General features: G+C 67.2%; 21 protein-coding genes. 15 read left to right on the plus strand and 6 right to left on the minus strand.

What is annotated here, in order from left to right; genetic code table 11:
- Window positions 1–57 precede the first annotated feature (57 nt).
- Window positions 58–1,305 carry a chloride channel protein gene (locus tag Herbaro_RS04110; RefSeq protein ID WP_275012570.1) on the plus strand — a complete coding sequence of 416 codons (1,248 nt, stop codon included), beginning with the start codon at window positions 58–60 and terminating at the stop codon, window positions 1,303–1,305.
- Between the two features lie 364 nt (window positions 1,306–1,669).
- Complete coding sequence (locus Herbaro_RS04115) at window positions 1,670–3,478, plus strand: methyl-accepting chemotaxis protein (RefSeq protein ID WP_275012571.1); 1,809 nt, start codon at window positions 1,670–1,672, stop codon at window positions 3,476–3,478.
- 69 nt (window positions 3,479–3,547) lie between these two features.
- Here Herbaro_RS04115 and Herbaro_RS04120 read toward each other — a convergent pair whose 3' ends face one another.
- Window positions 3,548–4,774, minus strand: a complete 1,227-nt coding sequence (locus tag Herbaro_RS04120; RefSeq protein WP_275013955.1) for an MFS transporter — start codon at window positions 4,772–4,774, stop codon at window positions 3,548–3,550.
- Window positions 4,775–4,855: 81 nt separating this feature from the next.
- Here Herbaro_RS04120 and Herbaro_RS04125 point away from each other — a divergent pair, with 81 nt between their 5' ends.
- Entirely contained in the window at window positions 4,856–5,683 is an 828-nt protein-coding gene (locus Herbaro_RS04125) for an AraC family transcriptional regulator (RefSeq protein WP_275012572.1), read from the plus strand.
- A gap of 33 nt (window positions 5,684–5,716) precedes the next feature.
- Here Herbaro_RS04125 and Herbaro_RS04130 read toward each other — a convergent pair whose 3' ends face one another.
- The gene (locus Herbaro_RS04130) at window positions 5,717–6,352 is read right to left on the minus strand and encodes a hypothetical protein (protein WP_275012573.1); all 636 of its coding nucleotides are present in this window, start codon (window positions 6,350–6,352) and stop codon (window positions 5,717–5,719) included.
- A gap of 161 nt (window positions 6,353–6,513) precedes the next feature.
- Here Herbaro_RS04130 and Herbaro_RS04135 point away from each other — a divergent pair, with 161 nt between their 5' ends.
- The 7 genes from Herbaro_RS04135 (at window position 6,514) to Herbaro_RS04165 (ending at window position 13,986) form a co-directional block, all read left to right on the plus strand.
- On the plus strand, window positions 6,514–7,395 hold the full coding sequence (locus tag Herbaro_RS04135; protein ID WP_275012574.1) for a MurR/RpiR family transcriptional regulator: 882 nt from the start codon (window positions 6,514–6,516) through the stop codon (window positions 7,393–7,395).
- A 270-nt stretch (window positions 7,396–7,665) separates the two neighbouring features.
- Window positions 7,666–8,988: an aspartate aminotransferase family protein gene (locus Herbaro_RS04140; RefSeq protein ID WP_275012575.1), complete on the plus strand. Its 1,323-nt coding sequence runs from the start codon at window positions 7,666–7,668 to the stop codon at window positions 8,986–8,988.
- Window positions 8,989–9,015: 27 nt separating this feature from the next.
- The gene (locus Herbaro_RS04145) at window positions 9,016–9,927 is read left to right on the plus strand and encodes a transporter substrate-binding domain-containing protein (protein WP_275012576.1); all 912 of its coding nucleotides are present in this window, start codon (window positions 9,016–9,018) and stop codon (window positions 9,925–9,927) included.
- A 38-nt stretch (window positions 9,928–9,965) separates the two neighbouring features.
- A complete protein-coding gene (locus Herbaro_RS04150; protein ID WP_275012577.1) occupies window positions 9,966–10,541 on the plus strand; it encodes a carboxymuconolactone decarboxylase family protein in 576 nt (191 codons plus the stop codon).
- A gap of 24 nt (window positions 10,542–10,565) precedes the next feature.
- Window positions 10,566–11,291 carry an amino acid ABC transporter permease gene (locus Herbaro_RS04155; protein WP_275012578.1) on the plus strand — a complete coding sequence of 242 codons (726 nt, stop codon included), beginning with the start codon at window positions 10,566–10,568 and terminating at the stop codon, window positions 11,289–11,291.
- 9 nt (window positions 11,292–11,300) lie between these two features.
- Window positions 11,301–11,984: a glutamate/aspartate ABC transporter permease GltK gene (gltK, locus tag Herbaro_RS04160; protein ID WP_275012579.1), complete on the plus strand. Its 684-nt coding sequence runs from the start codon at window positions 11,301–11,303 to the stop codon at window positions 11,982–11,984.
- A gap of 172 nt (window positions 11,985–12,156) precedes the next feature.
- Window positions 12,157–13,986 carry a hypothetical protein gene (locus Herbaro_RS04165; RefSeq protein WP_275012580.1) on the plus strand — a complete coding sequence of 610 codons (1,830 nt, stop codon included), beginning with the start codon at window positions 12,157–12,159 and terminating at the stop codon, window positions 13,984–13,986.
- 12 nt (window positions 13,987–13,998) lie between these two features.
- Here Herbaro_RS04165 and Herbaro_RS04170 read toward each other — a convergent pair whose 3' ends face one another.
- Complete coding sequence (locus Herbaro_RS04170) at window positions 13,999–15,105, minus strand: LacI family DNA-binding transcriptional regulator (RefSeq protein WP_275012581.1); 1,107 nt, start codon at window positions 15,103–15,105, stop codon at window positions 13,999–14,001.
- A gap of 262 nt (window positions 15,106–15,367) precedes the next feature.
- Here Herbaro_RS04170 and Herbaro_RS04175 point away from each other — a divergent pair, with 262 nt between their 5' ends.
- The 5 genes from Herbaro_RS04175 (at window position 15,368) to Herbaro_RS04195 (ending at window position 19,901) form a co-directional block, all read left to right on the plus strand.
- The gene (locus Herbaro_RS04175) at window positions 15,368–16,399 is read left to right on the plus strand and encodes a TRAP transporter substrate-binding protein (RefSeq protein ID WP_275013956.1); all 1,032 of its coding nucleotides are present in this window, start codon (window positions 15,368–15,370) and stop codon (window positions 16,397–16,399) included.
- 20 nt (window positions 16,400–16,419) lie between these two features.
- A complete protein-coding gene (locus Herbaro_RS04180) occupies window positions 16,420–16,959 on the plus strand; it encodes a VOC family protein (RefSeq protein WP_275012582.1) in 540 nt (179 codons plus the stop codon).
- A 2-nt stretch (window positions 16,960–16,961) separates the two neighbouring features.
- On the plus strand, window positions 16,962–18,251 hold the full coding sequence (locus tag Herbaro_RS04185) for a ribulose-bisphosphate carboxylase large subunit family protein (RefSeq protein WP_275012583.1): 1,290 nt from the start codon (window positions 16,962–16,964) through the stop codon (window positions 18,249–18,251).
- A 22-nt stretch (window positions 18,252–18,273) separates the two neighbouring features.
- On the plus strand, window positions 18,274–19,617 hold the full coding sequence (locus tag Herbaro_RS04190) for a four-carbon acid sugar kinase family protein (protein ID WP_275012584.1): 1,344 nt from the start codon (window positions 18,274–18,276) through the stop codon (window positions 19,615–19,617).
- 161 nt (window positions 19,618–19,778) lie between these two features.
- The gene (locus Herbaro_RS04195; RefSeq protein WP_275012585.1) at window positions 19,779–19,901 is read left to right on the plus strand and encodes a hypothetical protein; all 123 of its coding nucleotides are present in this window, start codon (window positions 19,779–19,781) and stop codon (window positions 19,899–19,901) included.
- A gap of 32 nt (window positions 19,902–19,933) precedes the next feature.
- Here the strand turns inward: Herbaro_RS04195 and Herbaro_RS04200 are convergent, their stop codons facing one another.
- From Herbaro_RS04200 to Herbaro_RS04210, 3 genes are all read right to left on the minus strand, one after another.
- Window positions 19,934–20,437 carry a CHASE3 domain-containing protein gene (locus tag Herbaro_RS04200; RefSeq protein WP_275012586.1) on the minus strand — a complete coding sequence of 168 codons (504 nt, stop codon included), beginning with the start codon at window positions 20,435–20,437 and terminating at the stop codon, window positions 19,934–19,936.
- A gap of 333 nt (window positions 20,438–20,770) precedes the next feature.
- Window positions 20,771–21,142: a DsrE family protein gene (locus tag Herbaro_RS04205; protein WP_275012587.1), complete on the minus strand. Its 372-nt coding sequence runs from the start codon at window positions 21,140–21,142 to the stop codon at window positions 20,771–20,773.
- A gap of 152 nt (window positions 21,143–21,294) precedes the next feature.
- Window positions 21,295–22,194: a LysR family transcriptional regulator gene (locus tag Herbaro_RS04210; protein WP_275012588.1), complete on the minus strand. Its 900-nt coding sequence runs from the start codon at window positions 22,192–22,194 to the stop codon at window positions 21,295–21,297.
- Between the last annotated feature and the right edge of the window lie 115 nt (window positions 22,195–22,309).

A 22,309-nucleotide genomic window follows, 5' to 3' on the forward strand; every position in this document is an offset into this window, starting at 1 on the left:
CCTTAAGCATGCCACCGTTCCTGCCGGCCAGGTTGTATCACACACCAACGCCCGACCATGAACGCATCCAAACTTCCTGAACCGCTGCGCCTGTTGCCCTATGTCGGCAAGTGGTGCCTGATCGCCTCGCTGGTGGCCTTCCTGGCCGGCAGCGCCTCGGCCTTCTTCCTGTTCTCGCTCGATCTCGCCACCCGCACGCGCGAGGCCCATCCCTGGCTGCTGTGGCTGCTGCCGGTCGCCGGTTTCGCGGTGGGCTGGATCTACCTGCATGCCGGCAAGTCGGTCGAGGCCGGCAACAACCTGTTGATCGACGAGATCCACGATCCGGCCAAGGTGGTGCCGCTGCGCATGGCGCCGCTGGTATTGCTGGGCACGGTGGCGTCGCACCTGTTCGGCGCCTCGGTCGGACGGGAAGGCACCGCGGTGCAGATGGGCGGCGCGCTGGCCGACCAGCTGACCCTCGTGTTCCGCCTGCGTCCGGAGGATCGCCGCATCCTGTTGATGGCCGGCATCAGCGCCGGTTTCTCCTCGGTGTTCGGCACGCCCATGGCCGGGGCCATCTTCGGGCTGGAAGTGCTGGCCATCGGGCGCATGCGCTATGACGCCATCTTTCCCTGCTTCGTGGCGGCGATCGCGGCCGACCAGGTCGGCCTGGCCTGGGGCGTGCACCACACCCACTACGCCATGACAGCCGCCGCGCCCGTGGCGCTGTGGAGCGCGGCGGCGGTGATCGCCGCGGGGGCGATCTTCGGGCTGGCCGGCATGGCCTTTGCGCGCAGCGCGCACGGCCTGTCGGCCTTCATGAAGAAGCACGTGGCCTACGCGCCGCTGCGCCCGGCCATCGGCGGCGTGGCGGTGGCGCTGGCGGTCTGGGCCTGCGGCACGCAGCGCTATGTCGGCCTGGGCATCGACGTCATCGTGCAGTCCTTCCAGCAGCCGCTGGCGCCATGGGATTTCCTGGCCAAGGGCGCGTTCACGGTGGCCTCGCTGGGCACGGGTTTCAAGGGCGGCGAGGTGACGCCGCTGTTCTACATCGGCGCCACCCTGGGCAATGCGCTGGCGCCGCTGCTGCACCTGCCTTTCCCGCTGCTGGCCGCGCTCGGCTTCGTGGCGGTGTTTGCCGGCGCGGCCAATACGCCGCTGGCCTCCACCATCATGGCGGTCGAGCTGTTCGGCGCGGGCATCGGGCCCTTTGCCGCGCTGGCCTGCGTGGTGGCCTACCTGTTTTCCGGCCATACCGGCATCTATCGCGCGCAGCGCCTGGGCCAGCCCAAGCACCGCGGCACAGACCCGGGCAACGGCTAGCGTCCAGGCAAAAAAACGGCCCGCATTGGCTGCGGGCCGAAAGGAGTCCGCCGGATGTCGTCGCGGCGAACAAGGGGAAAGAGGAGACCCCATCGCCAACGACTTTAGACCGCCAGAATTAAGCCAGACTTAACGCCGGAAAATTCTCCGCAAGCCCCACGGTGTTGTCATGATGAAACTCGCCGGCCGCGCTTTGCGCGACAAAGCCTGTCGGTAACGTTGCAGTCACAAAATCCCTTTAATCTCCTCGCCGGGGCCAGCGTCCGCTGGCTGCACCACTGCGTCCCGTGCAAATCCGATCTGTCCGAGGGCCGTTCTCCGTCGTCGGAGCCGGCGGCCTGCGACCAGTTCCTGTGGAAAACCTATGAATTCCTCCCTGCGTAACCGCCTCATCGCCATCTGCTCAGGCATCGTCGTGCTGGCGATGCTGGCCATCGTCGTCGCCAATTTCATGACTGCGCGCTCGCGCACCCTGTCTTCGCTGGACAGCCAGATGGAGCAGCTGGCTCAGGGCCGCGCCGCCGCCATCGCCGAATGGGCCGCGTCGAAGAAGATGGTGGTGGCCTCGATCAAGCAGGCAGCGGCGCTGCCCGAGCCGCTGCCCTTCGTGAAGGCGGCCGAGCAGGCCGGCGGCTTCGACCTGGCCTACATCGGTTATGAAGACAAGCACGCGGTGTTCTCCCAGGAGCGTACCCGCGCGGCCGATTACGATCCGACCAAGCGCCCCTGGTACCAGCTGGCCGCCAAGACCGGCGGCCCGGTGGTGACCGCGCCTTACATCGGCGCCAGCAACGGCAAGCTGCTGGTGACTTTCGCCGAAGCCGTCGGCGGCGCCGGCCAGGTGAGCGCGGTGGCGGCCGCCGACGTGCTGCTGGACACCGTGGTCAACAATGTCATGGCGATCAAGCCCACGTCCAACAGCTACGCCTTCCTGGCCGATTCGGCCGGGCGCGTGCTCGCCCACCCCAACGAGAAGCTGCGCCTCAAGCCCCTGGCCGACCTCGATCCCGCCCTCAGCGTGCAATCGCTGGCCGACAACGCCGGCGGGCAGGGCCACCAGGATGTAAGGCTGGTGGGTCATGACAAGATGCTGTTCTCCGCCAAGGTCGCCGGCACCGACTGGATGCTGGTGGTCGCGCTGGACCGGGCCGACGCCACCGCGCCGCTGGGCGCCATGCTGGTGACCTCGGCCGTGACGGCGGCGCTGGTCACCGTGCTGGCGGCGCTGGCGCTGGGCGCCCTGGTTTCGCGCGTGTTGCGCCGCCTGTCCCTGGTGCAGCGCGCGCTGGGTGAAATCGCCGACGGTGACGGCGACCTGACGCGTCGCCTCGATGCCGGCGGCAGCGACGAATTGGCGCGCATCGGCGCCGCCTTCAACCGCTTTGTCGACAAGATCGAAGGCATGATGATCGACATCCGCGACGCCAGCCATACCATCCACTCCGCCTCGCGCGACATCGCCAGCGGGAACATGGACCTGTCCCAGCGCACCGAGGCCCAGGCCAGTTCGCTGGAACAAACCGCGGCGGCCATGGAGGAGCTCACCTCCAGCGTGCGCCACAATGCCGACAACGCGATGCAAGCCGACCAGCTGTCGCAGTCGGCCTCCGAGATCGCAGGCCGCGGCGGCGCCATGGTGGAGCAGGTGGTGCAGACCATGAGCGCCATCAACGGTTCGTCGCAGAAGATCGTCGACATCATCAGCGTGATCGACGGCATCGCCTTCCAGACCAACATCCTCGCGCTGAACGCGGCAGTGGAAGCGGCGCGGGCCGGCGAGCAGGGGCGCGGGTTCGCGGTGGTGGCCTCCGAGGTGCGTTCGCTGGCGCAGCGTTCGGCCACCGCTGCCAAGGAGATCAAGGTCTTGATCTCGGACTCGGTGGAGCAGGTGCGCGGCGGCGAACAAAGCGTAGCCGATGCCGGCGCCACCATCCGCAGCGTGGTCGACAGCGTGCGCCGGGTGACCGACGTGGTGGCCGAGATTTCCGCCGCCACGCGCGAGCAAAGCCAGGGCATCAAGCAAACCAACGACGCGGTGGCGCACATGGACCAGGCCACCCAGCGCAACGCCGCGCTGGTCGAGGAAGCCGCCGCCGGCGCGCAATCGTTGCAGGAGCAGGCCAGCCGCCTGGCCGGCATCGTCGGTCAGTTTCGCCTCAGCGATACGCGCTGAAACGCGGCACGCAGCAAAAAGGGCAGCCGCGGCTGCCCTTTTTTCATGCGTGCGCCTAGCCTTGCCGCATCAGGCGCGCGCTTCCTTCAAGTCGGGCAGGAACACCGTCAGCAGGCCGGCCAGCGGCAGGAAGGCGCACAGGCCGTAGACCCAGGCGATGCCGTACAGGTCGGCCAGGTGGCCGAGCAGCGCCGCGCCGATGCCGCCGAAGCCGAACATCAGGCCGAAGAACACGCCGGCGATCATGCCCACCTTGCCCGGCACCAGCTCCTGCGCATACACCACGATGGCGGAGAAAGCCGAGGCGATCACCAGCCCGATCACCACCGACAGCACGCCGGTCCAGAACAGGTCGGCATGCGGCAGCAGCAGCGCGAAGGGCGCGGCGCCGAGGATCGAGATCCAGATCACCAGCTTGCGGCCGATCTTGTCGCCGATGGGGCCGCCGACGAAGGTGCCCACCGCCACCGCGCCCAGGAACAGGAACAGGTAAAGCTGCGAGCCGGCCACCGACATATGGAAGCGGTCGATCAGGTAGAACGTGAAGTAGCTGGTGAAGCTGGCCATGTAGAAGTACTTGGAGAACACCAGCAGCGCCAGCACCAGCAGCGCGCGGCGCACGGTGGCGGCCGGCAACTGCCGGGCGGCGCGCGCCTTGGCCTTGCCCCTGGTCGCCGCCAGGTGGGCGCGATACCAGCCCGCCACGCGCGACAGCACCACGATCGCCAGCACCGCCAGCAGCACGAACCAGGCGACATTGCCCTGGCCGTAGGGCACCACGATGGCCGCCGCCAGCAGCGGGCCGAAGGCCGAGCCGGCGTTGCCGCCGACCTGGAAGGTCGACTGCGCCAGGCCGAAGCGGCCGCCCGAGGCCATGCGCGCGATGCGCGAGGCTTCCGGGTGGAAGGTCGAGGAGCCGATGCCGATCAGCGCCGCCGCCAGCAGGAAGGCCGCGAAGCTGCCGGCCATGGCCAGCAGCACGATGCCGACCAGGGTGGCCACCGCGCCGCTGGGCAGCAACCAGGGCTTGGGATGACGGTCGGTGTACATGCCGATCCAGGGCTGCAGCAGCGAGGCCGTGACCTGGAAGGTCAGCGTGATCAGGCCGACCTGGGTGAAGGACAAGCCGTAGTTGGACTTGAGCATCGGATAGATTGACGGCAGCAGCGCCTGGATCATGTCGTTGATCAGGTGCGCGCCGCCGCAGGCCAGGATGATGCTCATCACCAGCGGCTGGGCGGGCGAGGCGGCGCTGGCGCCGCCCTGGGGCGTGGAGGTGTCGGTCGTGCTGGTCATGGCGCGTGGAGGCGTGTTGTGGGGACGGACAAAGCGTATCATTGGCATCTATTCCTGCTTATGACACTTATTGACGATTAAATGCCAGTTCCCAAGATTCGCCATGTCAGCCCCAGCCGCGAGGTGGCTGCCCTGCAGATCGCCGACTGCGCGGTGGTGGCCTTCGCGCGCGAGCTGGAATACCGCGACCTGCTGACCGCCCACTCGCACCGGCGCGGGCAACTGCTGTATGCGGTGGAGGGCGTGATGCAGGTGCGCACGCCGCAGGGCGTGTGGCTGGTGCCGCCGCAGCGCGCGCTGTGGGTGCCGCCGATGGTGGAGCACGAGATCCACATGCTGAGCAGGGTCAGCATGCGCACCTTGTATATCGGCGAGACGGAAGGGCGCGGCATCGGTGAGCGCTGCCGGCTGCTGGAGGTGTCAGTGCTGCTGCGCGAACTCATCCTGGCGCTGCTGGCCGAGTCCAACGAATATCGTCCCGACAGCCGCGCCGGCCACGTGGCCGAACTGATCATGTCGGAGCTCTCGCGCGCGCCGGCCATCCCGGTGGAGATTCCATGGCCGGGCGACCGTCGCCTGGTAGCGATCTGCGAGGCCATCCTGGCCGAGCCGGGACGGCAGTTTTCATTGGCCGACTGGGCCGGGGTCGGCGGCGCCAGCGTGCGCACCGTGATCCGCCTGTTCCCGAAGGAGACCGGCCTGCAATTCAGGCACTGGGTGCAGCAGGTGCACCTGAGCGAAGCGCTGGTGCGCCTGGCCAATGGCGAGGCGGTCGGGGCGGTGGCGCAGGCGCTCGGCTACAAGAGCCAGAGCGCGTTTTCCAACATGTTCCGCAAGGCGCTGCAGACCGCGCCCAACCACTACCTGCAGCGCCAGGAAAAGCGGCGGGTGGCGGTGCGCAAGGCCTGACGGCCCGGCCTCTGGCTCACCACCGCGCCCGCCTCAATAGTTGATGACCACCACCTTGGGGCCGCGCCGCGCGTTCCCTGCCGCCATGGCGACGCCGGCGGCGGCGGCGCTGCCCGGCGCGGCAGCGGCCCCGCGCGTTGGATTGTCCGGATCGCGATCAAGGAAGTAGGGATCGGCGGCGGGATCGATCGCGATGGCCGACCCCAGCACATTCTGCGAACGTTCGTTGGCCACGCCGGCGGCGGCCGAACAGACCTGGAAGAAGTCCGCGCTGCCCTCCGAAAAATCGACGCGGCATTTTTCGGCAACCGTCACCGAGATCGCGAGCGCTCCCGAAGTCGCCGCCAGCAGTGCGCTGCCCCAGTTGATCTGGCTGAACATCGCCGCTGCCACTACCGTCACTGCAAAGACTTTCTTGTTCATCTTGGTTCCCCCTTTGAAACGACTGTAGAGCCGGCGGCGGGCGCTGGGCATCGGAGAAATCCTGAAATCCCTGCGGCAATATTCGCAACGCAGGAGAATTCGCTCCCGCTGCGCGCGAGAGTGATAAAGAGAACGAGCGTGCTTACTGGGGTAGTCGGCATCATGCGGTCGATTGCGGCCGATCGCAGGGGGCGGAAACAGCGTGATTTTTTTTCGCAAACAGGGACCGGCGATGTGGTTTTTCATCGACTGTGGACTCGCATTTCATGGCGCGATACGTGGCGTTCCACTGGTTTGCCGGGCTGGAACGACAGCCGGCGGCATTGCAACAAATGTTGCGATAGCGCGGCAATTGTTTGCTACCATCGGCCGCATGTTCACCGCACCTACCTGATCGCCCGACCGCAATGAGCAACGCCGACCGCCCGCCGCAAACCTTCAGCGAACTGGATGCCGCCATCCGCGCGCGCTTTACCGAGATGCGCCCGCAGTTCCAGGCCGGCGCCGCCTTCCTGCTCGACAATCCGGGCGAGGTCGCGGTCTCCACCATGCGCGCGCTGTCGCAGAAGGCGCAGGTGCAGCCGTCGACCTTCGTGCGCCTGGCGCAGTACCTGGGATTCGCCGGCTGGGCCGAACTGCGCGCCCTGTTCGTCGAGCGGCTGGCGGGGGAGCCCAAGGCCTACGCCTTCAAGGCCAAGAGCATCGTCCGCCGCAGCAACAGCGACAAGCTGGTGGCAGAACTCTTCACCGCCCATCGCGCCAACCTCGACGCCTCCGAACCCAAGAGCGCCGACCGCATGCTGGCCGCCGCGCGCGCGCTGGCCAAGGCTCGCCACGTGCACATCGCGGGATTCCGCGCGGCGTTCTCGATCGCCTTCCTGCTGCACTACCTGTATCGCCTGTTCCGCACCTCGGTCTCGCTGGTGCGCGGCAGCGAGGGATCGCTCGATCTCGAACTGCGCGCCTTCGCGCCGCAGGACGTGGTGGTGGTGACCAGCTTCGCGCCGTATTCCGCCGAGGCGGTGCGGGTAGCCGAGGCGGCTGCCGACGCCGGCGCCAAACTGATCGCGCTGACCGACAGCGCGGTGGCGCCGATCGCGCTCAAGGCCGATCACTGCCTGCTCTTTTCGCATGAGAGCCCGTCCTTCTTCCCCTCCATGGCTGCCGCCACCGCGCTGGCGGAAAGCCTGATCGAGCTGGTCATTTCCATTGACGACGACCAGGCCGTCAAGCGGCTGGAACTGGCTGAAGACGCCTTGCATCGCACCGGCGCCTACGTGGCCCGCTAAGCCTCTTCCCTTTGTTTCTCCCGGCGACGGGCGCTGCGGCGCCCGTCGTCGTTTGCGTGCCTGCGCCATCGGTGTGCCGGAGGCATGTGTTTTTGCACCGTAAGCATGCTTGATTTGCACCAAAATAATCAAAATTAATTTAAAGAGCAACAAACGTTGCGTTAACGATTTTGTTCATTTATATTGCAATTCAATTTGAATTTGCAACGAATGTTGCACGTTGATTCCGGCAAGAAATCAATCGTTGCGACAGGGGAAAAAGGACAAGGCATGACGCACGTATTCCATCGTAATCCACGCAACCAGCTGCCTGTCGCCGTCGGCGGGGAGGGCATGACGCTGGTCGACAGCGAAGGCCGGCGCTACCTCGACGCTTCCGGCGGCGCCGCCGTGTCTTGCCTGGGGCACGGCCATCCGCGGGTGGTCGAGGCGATCCGGCGGCAAGTCGGGCAACTGGCCTATGCCCATACCTCTTTCTTCACGACAGAGCCCGCCGAGCGGCTGGCCGCGACGCTGGCCGCGGCCGCTCCCGGCAAGCTGAATCACGTCTACTTCCTGTCAGGCGGTTCGGAGGCGGTGGAAGCCGCGCTCAAGCTGGCACGCCAATACCACGTCGAGAACGGCCAGCCGCAGCGCAAGTACTTCATCGCGCGGCGCCAGAGCTACCACGGCAATACCCTGGGCGCGCTGGCCATCGGCGGCAATGCGTGGCGCCGCGAGATGTTCATGCCGCTGCTGATCGAGGCGCATCATGTGTCGCCCTGCTATGCCTATCGCGAGCGCGCCGAAGGCGAGAGCGACGCGCAATACGCGCAGCGCCTGGCCGATGAGCTGGAGCAGAAGATCCTCTCGCTGGGTGCGGAGCAAGTCGCCGCTTTCGTCGCCGAGACGGTGGTCGGCGCCACCGCCGGCGCGGTGCCGCCGGTGGCCGACTATTTCCGCAGGATCCGCGCGGTATGCGACAAGTACGGCGTGCTGCTGATCCTGGACGAAGTCATGTCGGGCATGGGCCGAACCGGCTACCTGTTCGCCTGCGAAGAAGACGGCGTCGAGCCCGACATCGTCGCCGTCGCCAAGGGCCTGGGGGCGGGCTACCAGCCCATCGGCGCCATGATCTGCAGCGACCGCATCTACGACGCCGTGCTGCAGGGCTCCGGTTTCTTCCAGCACGGCCACACCTATATCGGCCACGCCACCGCCTGCGCCGCCTCGCTGGCAGTGCTCGATACCCTGCGCGAAGAGCGCCTGCTGGAGCAGGTCCACCAGCGCGGCGAGCAGTTGCGCGTGGAATTGCATGGGGTTTTCGACGCCCATCCGAACGTGGGCGATGTGCGCGGTCGCGGCCTGTTCGTCGGCGTCGAGCTGGTGGCCGACCGCGCCACGAAGGCGCCGCTCGATCCGGCGCGGCGCACGCATGCCCGGGTGAAGGCCGAGGCCATGCAGCGCGGCCTGCTGGTGTACCCGATGGGCGGCACCATCGATGGCCGCAACGGCGACCACATCCTGCTGGCGCCGCCGTTCATCGCCACGCAGCAAGACGTTTCCGACATCGTCGGAAGATTGTCGGAGGCGGTGTCCGCCGCCGTGTCCTGATTCGAATTTCAAAGGGAGGGTGAAACGATGCAAGCAATCAAGCGCCCGGCCGTCGCGGCCGCCATGCTGTCCATCCTGTGCGCGGCGTTGCCGGCGCATGCCGCCGATGCCTCGCTGGGGGCGACGCTGGGCAAGATCAAGGACGCCAACCTGATCGCCATCGGCCATCGCACCAGCTCCATCCCGTTCTCCTACTACGACGAGAACCAGCAAGTGATCGGCTATTCGCAGGATCTCTGCAACAAGGTGATCGATGCGGTGAAACTCAAGCTGGGCGCGCCCAGGCTGGAGGTGCGGATGGTGCCGGTGACCTCACAGAACCGCACGCCGCTGCTGCAGAACGGCACCATCGACCTGGAATGCGGCGTCACCAGCAACCTCAGGAACCGCTGGCAGCAGGTGTCCTTCGCCACCAATTTCTTCGTCGCCAGCAGCCGCATCCTGACGCGTCGCGACAGCGGCATCAAGGACTTTCCCGACCTCGCCGGCAAGGCCGTGGTGACCAACGCCGGCACCACCTCCGAACAGCTGCTGCGCAACCTGAACGAGCACCGCAAGATGAACATGCAGATCCAGAGCGCGAAGGACTACGGCGAAGCCTTCCTGATCCTGCAATCGGGCCGCGTGGCCGCCTACGTGATGGACGACGTGCTGCTGGCCGGCGCGCGCACCACCGCGCAAAAGCCGGGCGACTGGGTGTTGACCGGCAATCCCTTCGGCGCCGAGCCCTATGCGTTCATGGTCAGGCGCGACGATCCCCAGTTCAAGCAGCTGGTCGACGACACGCTGTCGGGCCTGATGAAGAGCGGCGAGATCAGGAAGATCTACGCCAAGTGGTTCACCTTCCCGATCCCGCCCAAGAACGTGAGCTTCAACTTCCCGATGTCGGAGACGGTGTCCAGGCTGTACGCCGCGCCCAGCGACAAGCCGATGGATTGAGGCAGACTGTCGGTTTTCACTTTCATCAGGAGCGCCCCATGACCCAGCCGTCCCGCCTGCCCGCGATTGCCCGCGAGCAGATGACGCCCGACCAGACCGCCATGCTCGACGCCATCCTGGCCGGGCCGCGCAAGAACCTCAACGGTCCCTTCGTGGCCTGGATCCACAGCCCGCAGCTGGGCGAGCTGGCGCAGCGCCTGGGCGCCTTCTGTCGCTACGAGACCGGCCTGCCGTTGCGCCTCTCCGAGCTGGCGATCCTGGCCACCGCCGCCGCCTGGCAGTCGCAGGCGGAGTGGCACATCCACTTGCCCATCGCCGTCGATGCGGGTTTGCCCGCCGATGCGGCCGAACGCATCCGCAAGGGCGAGGCGCCGGTGTTCCGGGAGAACGACGAGCGCGTGATCTGGAACTTCGCCAGCGAGCTGTATCGCGACAAGCGCGTCTCGGACGCCACCTACGCCGAAGCTTGCGCGCTGTTCGGCCTGCCGGTGGTGGTCAACCTGGTGGGGCTGCTGGGTTACTACGCCCTGGTGGCGATGACCTTGAACACCTTCGGCATGCGCGCCGAGGGACAGGGCGAGGGCGCGCTGCCCTTCGCCGAGCCGCCGCGCTGAAGGCGCCGGCGCGAAAGGAGAAGCATGGGATACCAATGGCACTGGTCGGTCTTCCTGCAGGCGCCCGGCGCCGGCCAGACCTATCTCGGCTGGCTGTTGTCTGGCCTGGGCGTGACGCTGGCGCTGGGGCCGTCGGCCTGGCTCATCGCGCTGGCGCTGGGCACCGTTCTGGGCGTCATGCGCACGCTGCCCGGCCGGCTGCTTTCCGGCGTTGCGGCCTGCTATGTGGAATTGTTCCGCAACGTGCCGTTGCTGGTGCAGATCTTCATCTGGTATTTCGCGATGCCCGAACTGCTGCCCTGGGGCGACGCGGTCAAGGCCATGCCACCGATGATCCAGCAGTTCGTCATGGCCATGCTGTGCCTGGGCATGTTCACCGCCGCCCGCGTCTGCGAGCAGGTGCGTTCCGGCATCGAATCGCTGCCGCGTGGCCAGAAGGGCGCCGGCCTGGCGCTGGGGCTGACGCTGGCGCAGACCTATCGCTTCGTGCTGCTGCCGATGTCCATGCGCATCGTGTTGCCGCCGCTGACGTCGGAGTTCCTCAACATCTTCAAGAATTCGGCCGTGGCCTCCACCATCGGCCTGCTGGAGCTGGCCGCGCAGGGACGCCAGCTGGTCGACTATACCGCCCAGCCCTACGAGGCCTTCATCGCCGTCACGCTGGCCTACATGGCGATCAACGCCGGCGTCATGGCCGGCATGCGCCTCCTGGAACACAAGACCAGCCTGCCCGGCCTGGCGGGAAAGTAAGGAGACGCCATGGCTTATGAATTCGATTTCAGCGCCGTCACGCCGGCCGCGCTCAAGGTGCTGGGCGACGGCATGCTGGTCTCGCTCAAGATCACGCTGGTGGCGATCGTCTTCGGCATCGCCTGGGGCACCTTGCTGGCGATGATGCGGCTGTCGCGCCAGCGGCCGTTGCAATGGTTCGCGACGGCCTACGTCAACCTGTTCCGTTCCATCCCGTTGGTGATGGTGCTGCTGTGGTTCTTCCTGATCGTGCCGCAGCTGCTGCAGAAAGTGTTCGGCCTGTCGCCGGCCAACGACCTGCGCATGACCTCGGCGCTGGTGGCCTTCGCCCTGTTCGAGGCCGCCTATTACGCCGAGATCATCCGCGCCGGCATCAACAGCGTCTCGCGCGGCCAGATGGCGGCCGCCTATGCGCTGGGCCTGACCTATCCGCAGGCGATGGGCATGATCGTGCTGCCGCAGGCTTTCCGCAACATGGTGCCGCTACTGCTCACGCAGGGCATCGTGCTGTTCCAGGACACCTCGCTGGTGTACGTCAGCGCGCTGGCAGATTTCTTCGGGCGCGCCTACAGCATCGGCGAACGCAACGGCCGCATCATCGAGCTGCTGTTCGTGGCGGGCGCGGTGTATTTCGTCATCTGCTTCTCGATGTCGCTGATGGTCAGGCGTTATCGCCGCAAGCTTGCAGCCTGATTTTCCGGTGTCGCAAGACGCGCTGTTTCGATACGTTGCGGATCGAAAATTCCCAATGGAAACAAAGGCTTGGGAAATCGCAAATAATTTGCGCCAGCCCGCTTTACCGCTGTAAAGATTGCCGCACGCGAACCGTAATCAGCCATAAGAGCTCCACACATGGAGAGTGAACATGGCCATCGAAACGGAAATCGCAGTGGCGGCACGCGATGCCTTGCCGCCTTTCACCTCGCAGGCGCCGGCCAACCACGCCGGGGCCGACGCCTCCGGCCGCGCGCCGGCACCGGCCGCCGCAGTCGCGCCTGAGGAAGGCGTCACGCTGACCTTGTCCTCGCAAGGCCGCCTGCTGGCCGCCCTGGCCGGCATCGTCGACAGCGCCGCCGCCGATGCATCTGCCGCCGCCGCTGCCGAGGATGTGGCCGCGCCGGCGGCGCAAGCCAAGCAAGCCGATGCTGCCGCAACCGCGCAGCCCATCACCCGCGCCACGCTGTACGCCATCGAGGCGCGCCTGGTAGCCGCCCGTCGCGGCGCCGATGCCGTGCGGCGCGCCGACGCCGAGGCGCCGCCATCGGACGACCCGGCGCGCCTGGCGCAGGCGCGGCAAGCCACCGCATCGCTGTACGGGCGCGCGGCCAATCCTTTCTCCGGCCTGTCGCGCGCCGAACTCTCAGCCATCGTCTACGACGAGAGCGGCGCCTACACCACCAACGAACGCTACGCCGCCGCCAATGAGCGCGCCGAACAGGATCAGCGCTTCTGGGCGCCGGTGTTCCAGCGCGCGCTCGGCAGCGGCGACTGGCGTCCCGTGATCGAGGCGGCGCTGGTGTTCTACGCCACGCTGTCGCCGCTGGAGCAGACCGCCTATCCGGACAACTATGTGCAGCTGATGCGCCAATACCTGGCGCTGTACAACCTGCAGCCGCAGGCGCCGCTGCCGCCGCAGCAGCAGGCCGACCTGCAGCAGATGATGGCGGCGCTGGCGCTGCCTTCCGGGCCGCTGGCGCTGGCCGGCGGGGTGATCCGCGGCCTGGTGCTGCCGCGCGCGCCGTCGCTGGCCGAGCTGGTGGCGGCGGCGCCGCACCTGGCGGACCTGGTGCAGGTTTCCAATCTGGCGCACAGCGTGCAGGACGGCGCCTACCTGGTGCTGCTGCAGCGCGTCTTCGGCATTTCCCGGCGCGAGGATGAGCCGCCGGTGGCGCGCCGCAGCGGCAACGCCGGCACGCCCGCGCGCGACTATCTCTCCTTCGGCGATCGTCGCTACCTGGCCGATGCCTACGCTTATGCGCAGGCCAACGGCATCGCGCCGGAAGAGGTCGACGCGCTGGCCGCCGACCTGGCGGCCTACCGCCAGGCGCGCATGGCCGGCGCCAATGCGGGCGGCGACGTGCAGCGGGGCGCGGGCGGCGTGGTCGCCGGCGTCGCGCCAGCCGATTACCGCCGGCATGCCGACGACATGGCCACCGCGCAGCGCATCCTGGCCAGCCGCGCCGCGCGCGATACCCGGCTCGACCACGGCTTCCTGGCGTGGCTGCTGGATCCCGCCGGTGGCTGGAGCGGGCAGGGCGCCATCGGCCATGCGGTGCGCCTCTCGGCGCTGGAGCGGCTGCTGGCCGGCCTGGCCGGCGTCGGCATCGACGAGCGCGCCGGCGACGACAGCGAGCTGGAACCCGGCTACCGCTACGCGCTGTACCGCATCGGCCTGCAGGAGACGAGCGAGGCCCGCCTGCCGGGCGCTGCCGCCGACGGCGCGCGCAGCCTGACGCTGGCGGCGCAGATGGCGGCGCTGGCGCGCGCCGAGGCGACTGACCTGGCCTTCATGAACAATGCGTTGATGCTGCTGAAGATGTATCGCTTCTCGCTCAGGATGAGCGATGCCGAGCAGCGCACGCTGGCCGAGCTGGTGTATTCCAGCCTGCGCAAGCGCCGCCTGCGCCCGCGTCGCGGCAAGCTGTTCGTGCTGTGGGGCGAGCGCAGCCCGTCGATGCCGCCCTTGCCGGGTTGAGCGGCGCGCGCGTCAGGGCAGGTTCTCGCGCAGGATCACGCTGATGCGCACCGCTTCCACGCCGGAGAGGGCATCGCGCCGTTCGCGCAGGTTGGCGAAGATGCGCACGCAATTCATGATCATGTTCTGCGGATGCTGGGTCAGCACCGCATCCATGGTGCCGTCGATCAGCAGGCCGCGCGTGTCGGGCGTGAGGCCGTGGCCGATGAAGACCACTTTCTGGTCGCGACCGCATTCCTTCAGGGCGCGGCCCACGCCGTCCGAGGCGCCGCCGATGTTGTACATGCCGGCCAGGTCCGGATACTGTTCCAGCAGGATGCGCGCCTGCTTGTAGTTGGCGTCGGCATCGTCATGCCCCTCGCGCAGGCCTACCACCTGGACCTGCGGGCACATCTCCTCCAGCACGTGCTGGAATCCCATCTCCCTTTCCTCATGGCCGCGATAGCTCAGGCTGCCGGCGATCATGGCGATCTTGCCCGGCGTGCGCCCGGCTCCCGGATTGGTCACCTCGCGGTCGAGGAAGCGCGCCAGCAGCATGCCGGCGGTGCGGCCGGCGGCGCGGTTGTCCATGCCGACGTAGGCCGCGCGCAGCGAGTTGGAGAGGTCGGAGATCAGCGTCACCACATGCACGCCTTCGGCCGCCAGCGTGTTGACCGCCTCGCGCACCAGCGGATGCTCCAGCGCCATGAAGGCCACGCCGTCGGCCTGGCGGCCGTAGTGCAGCAGGCGCTGCGCCAGCACGCGCGGATTGAAGCCCTCGATGTGGTGGCACTTGCAGCGCACGTTGAAGGGCGCAAGCTGCTCTTCGGCGAAGCCGATGTAGTCGCCCAGCATTTGCATGTAGCGGTTGCTGCGCGGCGGCAGCAGGAAGGCCAGTTGCATGGCCTGCGGGCGCAAGGCCTTGTACAGGTCGGACTCGGGCAGGTAGCCCAGCGCGGCGGCGGCCTTGATCACCAGTTGCTGGGTCGCCGCGCGCACGCCGGGGCGCCCGTTGAGCACGCGATCGACGGTGGCGGTGGAAACGCCGGCAGCAGCCGCGATGTCGGTGACACGCGCGCGGCTGGCGGCTGGCGCGGGTGCGTTCGCGAGGGAAGAGGGCTTGCGTTTCTGGTCGGGCATGGCCTGGTTCCAGGTATGTTTGATTACATCAAAAACCATCAAAAAGCGGCTTTGACCGCGCGGATTCGGCGGCGATATTCTGCAGCCTTGCTTCAGGCTGGAAGCAACCGGGCGAGGTTGGTTGGACGAGGACGGCATGCGGGCGCCGAAAAAGTCTAAATCAAATCGAATCAGAAAGCATCATCAGAACATGCGGATACAGCCCCGGCGCCCCGCCGCGGCCGCCGCGCACAACACCAATCATTGGGAGACGACGATGGACATGCCAGGCGATACACTTTCCGGCCGGCGCGCCTTTCTGAAGAAGGCGACGCTGGCTTCAGCCGCCGCAGCCGCGTGCCTGTACGGCACGCAGGCGCATGCGGCCGAGTTCACGCTGAAGTACGGCAACAACCTGCCCATGTCGCACCCGATGAACGTGCGTGCCAAGGAGATGGCGCAGAAGATCGCCGCCGAATCCAAGGGCCGGGTCGAGCTGCAGGTCTATCCCAACGGCCAGCTCGGCACCGACACCGACATGCTCTCGCAGGTGCGCTCGGGCGCCATCGACTTCTTCACGATCTCGCCGGAAGTGCTGGGCACGCTGGTGTCGGCCGGCCAGATCAGCGGCGTGGGTTTCGCCTTCAAGGACTACAGCCAGGTATGGGCCGCCATGGACGGCGAGCTGGGCGCCTACGTGCGCCGCGAGATCGCCGCCAGGACCGCGCTGTTCGCCTTCGAGAAATGCTGGGACAACGGCTATCGCCAGGTCACCACCAGCACTCGCGCGATTGCCAGGCCCGAGGATTTCAAGGGCATGAAGCTGCGCGTGCCGCCCAGCCCGCTGGCGACTTCGCTGTTCCGCGGTTTCGACGCCTCGCCCACCAGCATCAACTTCGCCGAGGTGTACTCGGCGCTGCAGACCAGGATCGTCGAAGGCCAGGAAAACCCGCTGGCGGTGATCGCCACCGTCAAGTTCTACGAGGTGCAGAAATTCTGTTCCATGACCAACCACGTCTGGAGCGGCTTCTGGTTCATGGGCAACAAGAAGTCCTTCGAGCGCATGCCCAAGGAACTGCAGGACATCGTCGCGCGCAACATCAACGAGGCCGGCCTGAAGCAGCGGGTCGACGTCAAGGCGCTCAACGACTCGCTGGTGGCCGACATGAAGGCCAAGGGCCTGCAGTTCAACGAGATCGACAACGCCGCCTTCCGCGCCAAGCTGCGCGGCGCCGGCTTCTACGCCGAGTGGCACAAGAAGTTCGGCGACGAGGCCTGGGCGCTGCTGGAAAAATACACCGGAAAGCTGGCCTGACCACATCAACAAGGAAAAACATGAGCCGCTTTCTCGGAGAGATAAAACAGCTGGGCTACGTCGTGGCCGACATCGAAGCCGCGATGAAGTATTGGACCGAGGTGCTGGGCGTGGGCCCGTTCTACTACATGGAGCGGGTGCCGTTGAAGAACTACCGCTACAAGGACCAGCCCTACGAGATCCACAACTCAGTGGCGCTGGCCAATTCGGGCGGCGTGCAGGTCGAACTGATCCAGGCGCGCGGCGACACGCCGTCGATGTATCGCGACTTCATGAAGAACGGCCAGACCGGGCTGCAGCACGTGGCCTACTGGACCGAACACTTCGACCGCGACTTGCGGCTGCTGCTGGATCGCGGCTGGAAGGTCGGCATGAGCGGCGAGGTCGGCGAGCGCGGGCGCTTCGTCTACTTCGAGACCGAATACCACCCCGGCACGGTGATCGAGCTGTCCGAAGTGGCCGGGCCCAAGGGCCGGGTGTTCCGCATCATCCGCGAGTCGTCCGAAGGCTGGGACGGCAGCGATCCGGTGCGCGCCTTCCCCGACCTGAGCAAGCTGTGACGATGGGCCCCGCGACATTGCCGATGGACGGCAGCCGCTTCTCGGCCGACTACCTGATCGAGACGCCGCTCGACCCGGCCGCCGTGGCCGAGGTCATGGCCGGCGAGCAATCCTGCGGCACCTTCGTGCGGGTCGAGGGCGAGACCGACCAGTTGCGCCGGCGCGCCCGCGCCGTAGTGGAGGCAATCGACGAACTGGAGGGCGTGGCCCGGCCCAGCCTGCCCAATGCCTGGCAACAGCGCCAGGGCATGGCCGGCCCTTATCGCCGCGCGCGCATCCGCATCTCCTTCCCGGTGGAGAACGTCGGGCCCAACCTGCCCACGCTGGCCGCCACCGTGGCCGGCAACCTGTACGACCTGGGCGAGGTCACCGGACTGCGCCTGCTGGACCTGACGCTGCCGGCCTCGTACCGGCGCCGCTTCGACCTGCCGCGGCAGGGCATCGCCGGCACGCGCAAGCTGGCCGGCGTGGCCGATGCGCCGCTGCTGGGGACTATCATCAAGCCCAACGTCGGCCTGTCGCCGGAAGAGACCGGCGAGTTGGTGGGCCGCTTGTGCGAAGCCGGCGTCGACTTCATCAAGGACGACGAGGTCTGCGCCAATCCTTCGCATGCGCCGCTGGAGCAGCGGGTGCGCTCGGTGATGCGGCGCGTGCGCGCCTGGCGCGAGAAGAGCGGGCGCAACGTCATGGTCGCCTTCAACATCAGCGACGACCTGGACAGCATGCGCCGCCACGCCGAGCTGGTGGAACGCGAAGGCGGCAGCTGCGTCATGGCCAGCCTGAACTGGTGCGGCTATTCCGCCATCCAGAGCCTGCGCCGCAGCACGCCGCTGGCGCTGCACGGCCACCGCAACGGCTTCGGCATGATGTCGCGCGAGCCGCTGCTGGGCATGTCCTATCCGGCCTACCAGGCGCTGTGGCGGCTGGCCGGGGTGGATCACCTGCACGTGCACGGGCTCAACGGCAAGTTTTCCGAATGCAACGACGAAGTGGTGCAGTCCGCGCGCGCCTGCCTGGCGCCGATGTCGGACGGCGACGCGGTGATGCCGGTGTTTTCCAACGGCCAGTGGGCCGGCACCGTGCATCCCACCTTCGAGGCCATCGACAGCAGCGACGTGATCTTCCTCTCCGGCGGCGGCATCCTGGCGCATCCGGACGGCGCCGGCGCCGGCGTGGCCAGCCTGCGCCAGGCCTGGGACGCGGCGCGCGCCGGCATCGCGCTGGACGAGTACGCGAAGCAGGCGCCGGAGCTGCAACGCGCCATCGGCTTCTACGGCGCCCGGCTCAAATGAGCGGGAACGAGGAGCCGATGCAGTGAGGCCCGCATTCCTCGACGGCCGCCCCAAGATCGCCTTCTATGGCGACGACTTCACCGGCGCCACCGACACCCTGGCCACCGCCACGCTGGCCGGCCTGCGCAGCCTGCTGTTCCTGCGCCTCCCCGAACCGGCGCAGCTGCGCGCGGCGGGCGAACTCGATTGCCTGGGCATTGCCGGCGCCGCGCGCTCCATGGATCCGGAGCAACTGCGTGTCGAGCTGGAGCCGGTGTCGGCATTTTTCTCGGGCCTGCGCGCGCCGGTCACGCACTACAAGATCTGCTCCACCTTCGACAGCGCGCCGCAGGTGGGCAACATCGGCGCCGCGCTGCGCATCTGGCGCGCGCGCATACCCAATCCCTTCGTGCCCATCGTCGGCGGCCAGCCCAACCTGCGCCGCTACTGCCTGTTCAGCCACCTGTACGCCGCCGCGCAGGCCGGCGGCGAGGTGGTGCGCATCGACCGCCATCCGACCATGCGCCGCCACCCGGTCACGCCGATGGACGAGGCCGACCTGCGCCTGCACCTGGGCCGGCAAGGGCTGCAGGTCGCCGGCCTGCACTATCCGCTGTATGGCGATGCGCAGGCATTTGACGCGCACATCGAGGAACTGCTGGCGGCGCGTCCCGACGCCGTGCTGCTTGACGTCGCCCGCGAGGCCGACCTCGCCGCCATCGGCCGCGCGATCTGGACCCGCGCCATCCGGCAAGAGCTGCTCGCCGTCGGCGCCAGCAGCGTCGTGCAGGGGCTGGCCGCCTGGTGGCGCGAGCAGGGCTGGCTGGAGGAAGGCAACGCGCCGCAGATGACTATCGCTCCTGCACGCGGTCCGGTATTCGCGCTGGCCGGCAGCCTCTCGCCGGTCACCGCGCAGCAGGTCGGCGCGGCGCATTCCTACGACAGGCTGCTGCTCGACGCGCAGCGCCTGGTCGCGGGGGAGGAAGGCTACCTGGCCGCCATCGTCGCGCGCATCGCCGACGGCCTGCGCGCGGGTCGCCACGTGCTGGCCTGCAGCGCCGCCCATGAAGGGGAGCGCCGGCTGTTGTCCGACGCGGGCGCCGCGCAGCGCCTGGCCATGGCATGCGGACAGTTGTTGCGGCGGGTGCTGCAGGCGGCGCCGGTGACGCGCGTGGGCGTGGCCGGCGGCGACACTTCCAGCCACGCATTGAAGGCGCTGGATATCTGGGGGCTGTCCTATCTCGGCAATCTGTCCCCCGGCGTGGCGCTGTGCCGCGCGCATGCGCAGGCAGCCGGCCTGGATGGCCTTGAGATCATGCTCAAGGGCGGGCAGATGGGCGGGGCGGACCTGTTCGAGCGCTTGCTGGAGGGAACGCTGGCGGGGTAGGTGATCGTGCCGGAAAGTATCGAAGCCCTTGCTTGATTCGATACCCCAGGTAATGGCTAAAATGACAAAACCGGTCTTGATCGGCCTGGCGCAAGATGGCATCTTGTCAACCAACGAGGCGAAACAGGTTTGCCTCGCAAGACTTCAAGAGGGAGGACATCATGCGTATTTCCGCAATCGTGCTGGGCACCGTCTTCATGCTGCATTCCCAGGTCGCCAGCGCCAAGGGCGTCATGTCCCATCTGGTGGACGGCTTCGTCTTCTTCATGAACAACTGGTACTGAAGACTTCGCGTCCTGATGGAAAGGAGCCCGCATCATGCGGGCTCTTTTTTTTCGTGAAGCGCCTCAGCCGCGCGGCAGCATCGCCAGGCCGGGGTGCGCAGGCGAAGGAGCATGGACCTGCCCTCGCGCACCGCGCGCCGCATCGCCAGCGCCGGTTCGATGGCGGCCGCCATCCAGCGCCGCTCGGCCTCGTCCAGCTTGCGCAACCGTTCCTGCTGGGCCGGGTTGTCGGCGGTCAGTTCGCGCGCGCGGTCGAGGTGTTCCTTGAAGGCGCGCACGCCGGCGTTGAGCGGCTCCAGCGAGGCGTCGACGCCGGTGAGCGAGAAGCCGCGCTGCCCGGACTCGATGTTGAGCAGGCTTTCCAGCGTGCTCTTGATCTCGCCGCGCACCACGTAGGTGTGCGTGTTCCATTCGTTGGCGGTGCTCAGGCGGTTGAAGTTGGCATACGCGACCGATACCAGGATCACCAGGATCGCGGCCACCATGCCGAATCCGAGATAGAGGCGGGTACCGATCCTGAGGTCGGTGAGTTTCATGGGGTCTAGCCTCCGTTGGCAAGAGCAAACAAAGAAGCGAACAAAGATGCCGGCGAACCTGACGGTTCGGCGGGGATGCGGATGGATCAGGCGGGTACTGCGGATGAGTCAAGTTGCTGAAGAACTTACGTAACTTTCAGTTCACTTGATATTGGTGTCAACGGCGGCCCGAAAGTTCTTGCGCATTTCGCGCGCCGGCGTCGCGGACGCGCGACGTTGGCGTTTCTTCAATTGTCGCGGCGGGAAGATTGCCGCCGCAACATGGGCGTGACAAGGGCGTGACAAGGGCGTGACAAGTGCGCGGCCGGCGCGCGGCGCGCCGGCGGATGAGCATCAGAAGCTGAACACGGTATAACCGTCGGCCGCGATCTGGGCGATGCTGGGCAGGCCGGAGGTACCGGGCACGCTGTTGTCGGTGATCAGGTCGAAGCCTGCCTGCTCCGCTTCCTCGCGGGCGCCGAAGACGTCGGCGCAGCCGCAGGAGACGCCGACGATCTTGTCTTCGACCGCCTTGAACAGCGCATGGATGGGGTGCTTGGCGTCGGCCAGCGCGCCGGGCCAGCGGGTGCCGGTGCCCTGGAAGTAGATGCCGACTTCGGTGCCCTTCTGCTTGAAGTCGAAGGCTGCGGCCAGGCCGTTGAACATGCGGCCCAGCGCTTCTTCGCCGGCTTTGGGATCGGACAGGATGATGATGGCTGCTTTCATGATGGTTCTCCTTTGGGTGTGCGTTTCGGGTGGTTTGCCGGTGTGCGTATCCGCCGTTCGTTCAGCGGATGGTGCGCATTCTAGGCAGCCGTGCGGCACAGGGAAATCATGCGTGGCTCAATTGATCATTGCGCGCGGCGTAATGATGCCGCTCAGTTCAGGTGGGGATGCGCGCGCAGCTGTTCGACCAGCAGGTCGATGAACATGCGCACCTTGGACGAGCCGTACTTGCTCTCGCGGTGCAGCACATGCACCGGCCACGGCGACTCTTCATAGTCCGGCAGGATGGTTTGCAGGCGGCCGTCGTCCAGCTCACGCGGCACCTGGTAGGACAGTAGCCGGCAGATGCCCAGGCCGGCGGCGGCGGCCTCGATCGCGGCGTCGTTGCTGGTCACCGTCAGGCGCGGCTTCATGCGCACCATGGTGGGATCGTCGGGCGCGCCGAACTTCCATTCGATGCGCGGCGACACGCCGCTGGCGGCGATCACGGTGTGGCGCAGCAGGTCGGCCGGGTGCTGAGGCGTGCCGTGCTCGGCCAGGTATTGCGGCGAGGCGCACAGGATGCGGCGCACCTGTCCCACGCGCAGCGCCTTGAGGCTGGAATCGGGCAGGTGGCCGATGCGCACCGCCACGTCCACGCCTTCGTCCATCATGTTGACCAGGCGGTCGAGGAACAGCGCCGACACTTCCACCTCGGGATAGTCCTTCAGGAAGCGCACGATGCTGGGCGTGACGAACAGCCGGCCGAACAGCACCGGCGCGGTCACGGTGAGATTGCCGCGCGGCGCCGAGTTGATGCCGGCCGCGGCTTCGTTGGCCTCGTCGATGCTGGCCAGGATGTTGCGGGTGTCGTCCAGGTAGCGGCGGCCGGCCTCGGTCAGCCGCACGTTGCGCGTGGTGCGCACCAGGAGCTTCACGCCGAGCTTGTCTTCCAGCGCGGAAACCGCCCGCGTCACCGCCGCCGGCGACAGGTCGAGACGGCGCGCCGCCGCTGCGAAGCTTTCTTCTTCCCCGACCGCCGTGAAGACGTTCATCAGGTGGATCTGGTCCATTGTTCCTCCCCGCGAAATACTGATTTGCTGACGGCACCTATTCTTGTTGGCCGCATTATTTCGCAAAATCCATCCATCGGCAAACGCAGCCGCCGCCTGTTGAAGGGCGGCAATG

Source organism: Herbaspirillum sp. WKF16 (genome assembly GCF_028993615.1).
Classification (GTDB): domain Bacteria; phylum Pseudomonadota; class Gammaproteobacteria; order Burkholderiales; family Burkholderiaceae_D; genus Herbaspirillum.

Coding starts and splice junctions, on each gene's coding strand:
- Herbaro_RS04110 (WP_275012570.1), top strand. CDS start 58: ATGAACGCATCCAAACTTCCTGAACCGCTGCGCCTGTTGCCCTATGTC.
- Herbaro_RS04115 (WP_275012571.1), top strand. CDS start 1,670: ATGAATTCCTCCCTGCGTAACCGCCTCATCGCCATCTGCTCAGGCATC.
- Herbaro_RS04120 (WP_275013955.1), bottom strand. CDS start 4,774: ATGACCAGCACGACCGACACCTCCACGCCCCAGGGCGGCGCCAGCGCC.
- Herbaro_RS04125 (WP_275012572.1), top strand. CDS start 4,856: ATGCCAGTTCCCAAGATTCGCCATGTCAGCCCCAGCCGCGAGGTGGCT.
- Herbaro_RS04130 (WP_275012573.1), bottom strand. CDS start 6,352: ATGAAAAACCACATCGCCGGTCCCTGTTTGCGAAAAAAAATCACGCTG.
- Herbaro_RS04135 (WP_275012574.1), top strand. CDS start 6,514: ATGAGCAACGCCGACCGCCCGCCGCAAACCTTCAGCGAACTGGATGCC.
- Herbaro_RS04140 (WP_275012575.1), top strand. CDS start 7,666: ATGACGCACGTATTCCATCGTAATCCACGCAACCAGCTGCCTGTCGCC.
- Herbaro_RS04145 (WP_275012576.1), top strand. CDS start 9,016: ATGCAAGCAATCAAGCGCCCGGCCGTCGCGGCCGCCATGCTGTCCATC.
- Herbaro_RS04150 (WP_275012577.1), top strand. CDS start 9,966: ATGACCCAGCCGTCCCGCCTGCCCGCGATTGCCCGCGAGCAGATGACG.
- Herbaro_RS04155 (WP_275012578.1), top strand. CDS start 10,566: ATGGGATACCAATGGCACTGGTCGGTCTTCCTGCAGGCGCCCGGCGCC.
- gltK (WP_275012579.1), top strand. CDS start 11,301: ATGGCTTATGAATTCGATTTCAGCGCCGTCACGCCGGCCGCGCTCAAG.
- Herbaro_RS04165 (WP_275012580.1), top strand. CDS start 12,157: ATGGCCATCGAAACGGAAATCGCAGTGGCGGCACGCGATGCCTTGCCG.
- Herbaro_RS04170 (WP_275012581.1), bottom strand. CDS start 15,105: ATGCCCGACCAGAAACGCAAGCCCTCTTCCCTCGCGAACGCACCCGCG.
- Herbaro_RS04175 (WP_275013956.1), top strand. CDS start 15,368: ATGCCAGGCGATACACTTTCCGGCCGGCGCGCCTTTCTGAAGAAGGCG.
- Herbaro_RS04180 (WP_275012582.1), top strand. CDS start 16,420: ATGAGCCGCTTTCTCGGAGAGATAAAACAGCTGGGCTACGTCGTGGCC.
- Herbaro_RS04185 (WP_275012583.1), top strand. CDS start 16,962: ATGGGCCCCGCGACATTGCCGATGGACGGCAGCCGCTTCTCGGCCGAC.
- Herbaro_RS04195 (WP_275012585.1), top strand. CDS start 19,779: ATGCGTATTTCCGCAATCGTGCTGGGCACCGTCTTCATGCTGCATTCC.
- Herbaro_RS04200 (WP_275012586.1), bottom strand. CDS start 20,437: ATGAAACTCACCGACCTCAGGATCGGTACCCGCCTCTATCTCGGATTC.
- Herbaro_RS04205 (WP_275012587.1), bottom strand. CDS start 21,142: ATGAAAGCAGCCATCATCATCCTGTCCGATCCCAAAGCCGGCGAAGAA.
- Herbaro_RS04210 (WP_275012588.1), bottom strand. CDS start 22,194: ATGGACCAGATCCACCTGATGAACGTCTTCACGGCGGTCGGGGAAGAA.